At 57.9% G+C, this 6,408-nt stretch carries 8 protein-coding genes; all 8 read right to left on the reverse strand.

Translation table 11 applies throughout. The annotated features are described in order from the left end of the window. Positions 1-36: 36 nt before the first annotated feature. The 8 genes from IB277_RS31860 to IB277_RS31895 all read right to left on the reverse strand — a co-directional run bounded on the left by IB277_RS31860 (position 37) and on the right by IB277_RS31895 (position 6,179). The gene (locus IB277_RS31860; protein WP_192372617.1) at positions 37-1,518 is read right to left on the reverse strand and encodes a DNA cytosine methyltransferase; all 1,482 of its coding nucleotides are present in this window, start codon (positions 1,516-1,518) and stop codon (positions 37-39) included. Next, complete coding sequence (locus IB277_RS31865; protein WP_192372619.1) at positions 1,497-1,745, reverse strand: hypothetical protein; 249 nt, start codon at positions 1,743-1,745, stop codon at positions 1,497-1,499. Before IB277_RS31865 ends, IB277_RS31860 begins: the two co-directional genes overlap by 22 nt. Further along, positions 1,742-2,074 (reverse strand): hypothetical protein, encoded by a 333-nt coding sequence (locus tag IB277_RS31870; RefSeq protein ID WP_192372621.1) that lies wholly within the window; start codon positions 2,072-2,074, stop codon positions 1,742-1,744. The genes IB277_RS31865 and IB277_RS31870 overlap by 4 nt, the downstream gene beginning before the upstream one ends. Continuing rightward, the gene (locus tag IB277_RS31875) at positions 2,071-2,505 is read right to left on the reverse strand and encodes a hypothetical protein (protein ID WP_192372623.1); all 435 of its coding nucleotides are present in this window, start codon (positions 2,503-2,505) and stop codon (positions 2,071-2,073) included. Before IB277_RS31875 ends, IB277_RS31870 begins: the two co-directional genes overlap by 4 nt. 184 nt (positions 2,506-2,689) lie before the next feature. Further along, positions 2,690-2,962 (reverse strand): hypothetical protein, encoded by a 273-nt coding sequence (locus tag IB277_RS31880; protein ID WP_192372625.1) that lies wholly within the window; start codon positions 2,960-2,962, stop codon positions 2,690-2,692. Between the two features lie 224 nt (positions 2,963-3,186). Next, positions 3,187-3,426: a hypothetical protein gene (locus tag IB277_RS31885; RefSeq protein WP_192372627.1), complete on the reverse strand. Its 240-nt coding sequence runs from the start codon at positions 3,424-3,426 to the stop codon at positions 3,187-3,189. A gap of 135 nt (positions 3,427-3,561) precedes the next feature. Further along, positions 3,562-4,104, reverse strand: coding sequence for a hypothetical protein (locus IB277_RS31890; RefSeq protein ID WP_192372629.1), 543 nt, complete (start codon positions 4,102-4,104; stop codon positions 3,562-3,564). Between the two features lie 800 nt (positions 4,105-4,904). Beyond that, a complete protein-coding gene (locus IB277_RS31895; protein ID WP_371813729.1) occupies positions 4,905-6,179 on the reverse strand; it encodes a 3'-5' exonuclease in 1,275 nt (424 codons plus the stop codon). Between the last annotated feature and the right edge of the window lie 229 nt (positions 6,180-6,408).

The raw sequence follows: 6,408 nt of genomic DNA on the forward strand, positions 1-6,408 counted from the left end.
CCTATCGCCGTTTGGCCCTATCGTTGCTCTTGCAGATCAGGCAGCATCCGCCAGCGCCGTCGGCTTGGGAGCGGTCGTGGCTTGCCCAGCCTGCTGTGTTGCCTTGAATCGCGATTTCTTCGACGCCTCGAATTCGGCGAGGAGAACGAGAGCCCTCCGGAGATCGCTCCTCGTATTCTTCGGCAGCGTGCCGAAACTGACCACGGCATCAAGGTCCGCAAGCTCCCTCGCTGAGTCCGCATATGTCCGTCCGCCGAGGAGACGCCTCGCCCTAGTTGCGCTCGCCTTTATGTTCCGTGCGATCGCCCGTCGGTGTCCGTTGCACTCAAGCCAATCGAGAAACCTGCCCTCGATCGCCGGTACGGTCTGTCCCACGTCACGGGCCAGGATGACTTCACCGACCGCTTTCGCCAACGGGGCCGGAACAGCGTTGGCAATCATCTGCAAAATGTCTCGTTGCGTGCGGGCGATCCATTGCCAGTCTGCTGGAAAGCCCTGAATGCGGGATGCCTGTTCTCTGGTGAGGGTGGCAGTCAATGCGGCCGGTGCCGGATCGTCCGGATGCGGATTGCCCAAATATTTCGGGGCCGGACGCTCCCAGGAGGTCCTTGTGACAGTCGGAAATGGTTCGTCGATCGACCTGACGCCGCGTCCACCACGCATGGGGCGCGAATACACATATCCGTTTTCGATCAGAGCAATGTCGGCAGCGTGGTGATGCCATGTTGCGGGAACAGGTCTGATCGACCGCTCGCGGGTCGTAGGAGCCGATTCGCCTAGTGAATAGTGCGACGGTCGGGCGGCCGACGTGGCGGGAAAGTACAGGGGGCTTTTGATTACCAGACCAAACATGTCCCGCAACGTCATCGGACGGGAAGATGCCGCGCCTGCAACAGCGGACTGCAGGAAACCGTCACGCTCGCCAAGACGCGCTACCACGATTAATCGACGTCTGTTCTGTGGGACGCCATAAAGGCTCGCGTTCAGGCGCGATTCCGACAGACCATAACCGGCGCGTTTGAGCATTGCCCGGGCATCGTTCCAGGCCTGCGATTTCGAGGCCTGTATGACGTTTTCCATGACGATCCATTCAGGGCGGACAGCTGCCGCGATGATGGCGAAGGCAACCGTCATGCTCGCGTTCTCGCCCTCCTGACGTCGGCCGGCCAGGGAATAGTCCTGACACGGCGGACCGCCGCAGATCATGTCCGGTGCAAGACGAGCAATCGTCGGAATGATGGAAAGGAGGTTCTTGAGGTCCGCGACCTCTGCATGGGGGCCGATGTTGTGGCGATAGTTTTCCACCGCCACTGGCCACGCATCGTATGCCCGGATGACCTCGATACCCGCATCGATCAGGCCACGGGACATGCCGCCCGCGCCACAAAACAATTCCACTGCCCGCACTGAAAACCCTGCTGGAAACGTCATGTACCTGTACATGACGGAAATGGCATGCCGCCGGTTACGAAAATGCGAACAGGAATGGTTTGATTTCAGTCCGTATTCATGCCCCATTCGCGCCGCCGCTCGCTCTCCTCGATCGCCTGGATCAGATTCCACGCTTGCTCAAGGTGATGCTGGGCTTGGCTGAGTTCGTGGCAAACGGATTGCCCGGCAGTGGTACCGAGGTTGTCAAATCCGACGGCGGCTGCGCGGATGTCGCTACGAAGCCTCTTGTATTTCGCAGCATTGAGAGGGAAATCATTGGTCGGGATGTCGGCAAATCGACGAGCTTTTGTCATGCTCCTTCCTTTCTCTTGTGTTCCCAGCGGCTCAAGGTCTCTTCTACCCAAGCGTCAATCGCGCAATCATCGATTACGGCCATGGCGACATCGTCTTCCGTCAGCCATTTCTCCTTGCGATATTCCAGGTTGAAATCCCGCACGATGCGCCGCTGGGAAGCATCAAGCCTCTGCCATGCTCCCTTTTGATCGCCTGCAAAGCCAGGGTTGGTCTTTTCCAGAGCATCGAGAGCGAGACCGATCGTCATCCGCTCCGTTGTTGATCCTGGCAGGCCGCCAACATCGATCTCGCCCCGCGTAACCTGTCCTATTTTTTCGAGGATTCTCATGCGCTCGCCCTCTCGCCAAAAACGTCCAGGACCGTCCAGGCAATGCAGCGTTCAAGGTCGCCTGCTTCCATCATCACATCAAAACCGGCTCCAGCCGATCCGGACATCAGCTTGACGGCAAGCCACGGCGAGCACGTGGGCTTCATCATATTCGGTTGATAGAGTTTGCGGATCACATCCCACTGCGCACCATCGCCCTCCTGTGTCCAGGCCATATAGCTGGAAGCGATCCAGAGCCCACCATGGTTGAGCGCGAAGCCGACCGATCCAGGGGCTGCTCCATGGATCATCTGGATATCCCAGCCGGCGACCTCGCCTTTGCCTCCTCTGACAATCGGGGAAAGAACGTCCACTACATCTCGGTGGACTTCGCTTCTCGGGCTGTTACGAATGTGCCCGGTGTCGAGCGTCAGGTGTGCAATAGTTCTCATCGTACCTTACCTTCCAGTTCTCTTTGTACGAGGCTGGGACGACCTCGCGGATCGTTGTTTCCCGCAGTACCGCATGGATTTTTGAGTGCCGCCAGCGTTCCGGGAGGCAGGTCCACGCACAGCCTCTCTGCACGGCTTCGGCGCACTCGCCGACGGGCGTTATTCGAGGATTCCGTGAACAGCATTACGTCATTGCCTCCTCGAGCTTCGATGCAGCTTCGACGACATCCGATTGGACCTCTTCGAGAATGTTCACGGCCTCTTCCAGGGCCTCGATCACCGCATCGGCCGCTTCTCCGCGCGCGCCTCCGCCGATGCCGTCTGGCATCGCATCACGGTATTCCTGTTCCTCGTCCTTTAGCGCCTCGATGTCGTATCGCAGCTCTTGGATCACAGGCTCCAACGGCTGAAGCTGGTTCAGCAATTTCTGGAGGCTTTTCCTTCTGGTCTGATTCATCGTTCTTCTCTTTCTGGTCCTCGGTTTGGGAGTCGTCCCGGAGGGCGCGAAACCAGCCTGTAGGCATGGCTCCGCCGCGCGCCGACGCACGTTATCCGTTGATTTAGTTTCCGTTTTTCAGGAGTTCATGTGATGTGGAGAAGTGCGTTTGTGACTGTCCACATACAAAGTGTTGGAGCATTCCAACGGCCGCACAAGAGGAAAATGCGTCGGCGGCGAAGATTTCAGCCGTAGACTCGCCAGTCCTTCGACGTCCAGTTTTCGAACGCGTGCTCCACCTGGGCCAGCGCCTTGCCCATGTCGCCAGCGATACCGCTCGCGATGACGCGTCGGCCTTTCCGGACGAACCATGCAGCACTGCGCATGTCGGGCAGGTGACCAGCATACAGGCTGTATGTCGCGTTTGCTCGACGAACCTGGCACTGGGCACTCCTGGCTTTCTCATTCCATGGATAGTCACTCATGTGCATTCCATTTCTACATCCAGTTGCATTTGCAATCTCGGGAGTGAGGAACAATTGCTTACCTGTCGTCCCTTCGACAAAGCAACATATAAGAAACGATACGCTCTGCGTCAATACTGTAACTTATTGTTTTAATTAAAGAACTCGTTGCATTAGCACCACTCCCCGAGTTCTCGAATTAAACCTGTATACGAGTTCTTGAATTTCGATATCGAGTTCTTGAATTAATTCAAGGTTGCATTTCGCAACGTGCTCCTGACCAGCTTGGCCGCGATGAGAAGTGGCACGATGATGCAGAGAACGAGACTGCCGACTTCGACCGCCGCAGGGGCTTTGATCGCCAATGTGTACAGGACCACGAAGACGAACATGGCGATGGGAAGGATCAGGATACGCAGGAGAAGCATTGTGATTTCCTTCAATGCGGGAATGTGAGTTTTCAGATGTGCTGAAGCGGCGGAACGCCTGGATGCCGTCACGTTCAATCTCGTCGCGCATCGCGGCGGCCGCCCCGGGTAGACGGGAACGACGGATCAAAAGACGGGCGGAGGTTCCTTTTTCGATCTTGTAAGTCGATGCCAGGTATGCGTTGAGGCGGCCGGCCGCGTCCCGATCGGCGAACTCTTCAACCAGAAGATTAAATGTCACCCCTTGAAAAGTTGTGCTCGTGATTGCCATCTGAACCTCGATTGATCACTGTTTTCGTTGACATATTTATAGCACGTCGGGGCGATGGAGCCCAGTGATGACGCGGCAGGGTTGTAATGTGCCGGAGGGAAACCTAACTGGATTGCTAGGATTTTAGAGATGCGAAAGTGAGGGCTTGTTCCCTGTTCGATGTGGGCCACAGGCCAGGTCGAACCAGCGCGTAGCGCGGCCTTCTGATGTGTTCCCCGTCCCGATAGCTCCATGATCGCCATCGCTCACAACGGCAGTCATCCGAAGGGCCGTAACGGAGTGCAGGACACCCAGGGGCGTTGACGGAGTGGGAACGGTGGCAGGCTTGGCGCTGAAGGTGGGGAAAGGGATTCAGGGTAGTTAGACCGATTCGAAAAGCCAAGTGTGCTGTATGGGCGCGTATACGGCCCCGTACAGCATACTTGAGCCTCAAGTGGCCCCATGGGCCATCCCGGCGCGGAACCGCGCCTTACGATGAAGAAGAGCATATCGGAGCGGCCAACATAGTGGTCCTCGATATCGAGGAGGCCGCGGGAATTCGCGCATGCGATTTCGGAATCAACGTCCGCCGCAGGAGCGTCAGCATAGCGACCCGGAACGGGTGACGCGGGACCGACTGACGCCGAAATTGCATTCCATTCAATCTGTCAGGCTACCCGGACATCACCGATGAATTCTTCTAGGGTCATCAGATGCGGACGCACGGTTTCCGGATACTCGGCCTTGTCGCTGAAGCGCCAACAGCGGACATCAACCGCCGAAAGCGTTGCACGTTCCCCGGATTGTACGGTGACAGAAGACTACCTCTCGAGCTTCGCGATAACCCCCATCCCCTGATCTGCGGTGGCAGGAAATATCCGAAGAAGCTGGCCTTTCCCGAAGCTTGGAAGCTTTTGAAGATTGCTATTGCGCCCCATGTCAGGCGTGTAGACGTGATACTCCAAGTTCTCCGTGTCGAGGTAGGCGCGAATGTCGGCCCGATCGAGCACCCAAATCGGCTGCTTCCCGGCACTCATTTTGTCGACGACGAACGCGACACTACCCAATGTAAATGCCGACATGTATTTCGTACCTTTCGCATCGCGTTGTGAGGGGTGTGGGCGAACGTCGGGACGGGCCGTGATCCTCGCCAGCATTGCGTCACGGATTGGATTGCTGGGAATGGGTCTTGTTGCCACCTTTGAAGAACTCTGGTCCGTCTGAACATTGGAGCTTTCAGCAGGTCCGGGTTCAACGATCGTGTCCAGGCTCTCGAGGGCCGCTTCGATAGTGATCGAACGCCGAACTGGTAGGTCGACCGTGACTTGCCACGCGGGGTGGCGCTCGGCGCGCAGAACGACTTCTGCAGACGCCCGGGCATCCTCCCCGGCGTCGTGGTGGGCAAATTGTAGGCCGAGATGTTGCTTCAGCGAGGAAAGGCCGTGACCGCCATTCCCTTTGAACTCGGGCCAGGCAAGACGGGCAACTTGAACGCTGTCACGCCACTCCCAGGTCGGCTGACCGGAACCGCTTTTGGTGCAAGCGGCCGCAATGGCGGACTGATCGAAACCGGAATGCTGATAGACGACATGTCCGCCCAAGGCCTTTGAGAGAAGCGGAAACACTTGGTCAAACGTCGGAGCTCCTGTGACGGTTGGTGCCGTAATGCCGTGAATTCTGGTGCAGGACCAATCGTCGGTCTTTGGATCGACATAGGTCGTCCAGGTCTCGATCGAGTTATCTGGCCGGACACACGCCACGCCGATCTGGCAGATACTCGACCTGTCGGCATTGGCCGTTTCGACGTCCAGCGCGAAGAAACGGAATTCGCCTGTGGGGAAAGGCGTGGGAACAGTCCAGCCGATCAAAGGAGCCGGGGTCGGGGACGTGATCTTGCTGCTGAGGTAGCGAAGGCGCTGACGCTCGATGGCTTCCAGTTGCTTTCTACCCCAGCCCAGCCGCTCGAGGGTCGCATCCACCAGTTCCGTAGGTTCACCGTAGACTTCGGTGGCGCGCCCGTTCCATGCGATCGCCTCGGAAGGTGCGAGGGAAAGGACCGCGCGCTCCAGACCGGCGATGTCGAGATGGTCCGGCACCGCGACCCAGACGGCGCGGCAATGGTCGGCGACGAAGGCGTTGCGCAGTTCCTTGGCGATGGTGCCGTCGGCGGCTGTCTATAGCGCGGCGATCAGGATGAGACGGCGGCGACAATCTGGATGAGACTCTTATGTCGCGGTCGGGATGAAAGTATCATGCTGATTGTCGCTGGCAAGAGTCTCGTCGTGTTCTGATTGCCGCTCCGCGACAATCTGGGAAGCACTTTTA

Origin of the sequence: Ensifer sp. ENS07 (assembly GCF_014852185.1) — a bacterium.
In the GTDB taxonomy this organism is placed as follows: Bacteria; Pseudomonadota; Alphaproteobacteria; order Rhizobiales; family Rhizobiaceae; genus Ensifer; species Ensifer adhaerens.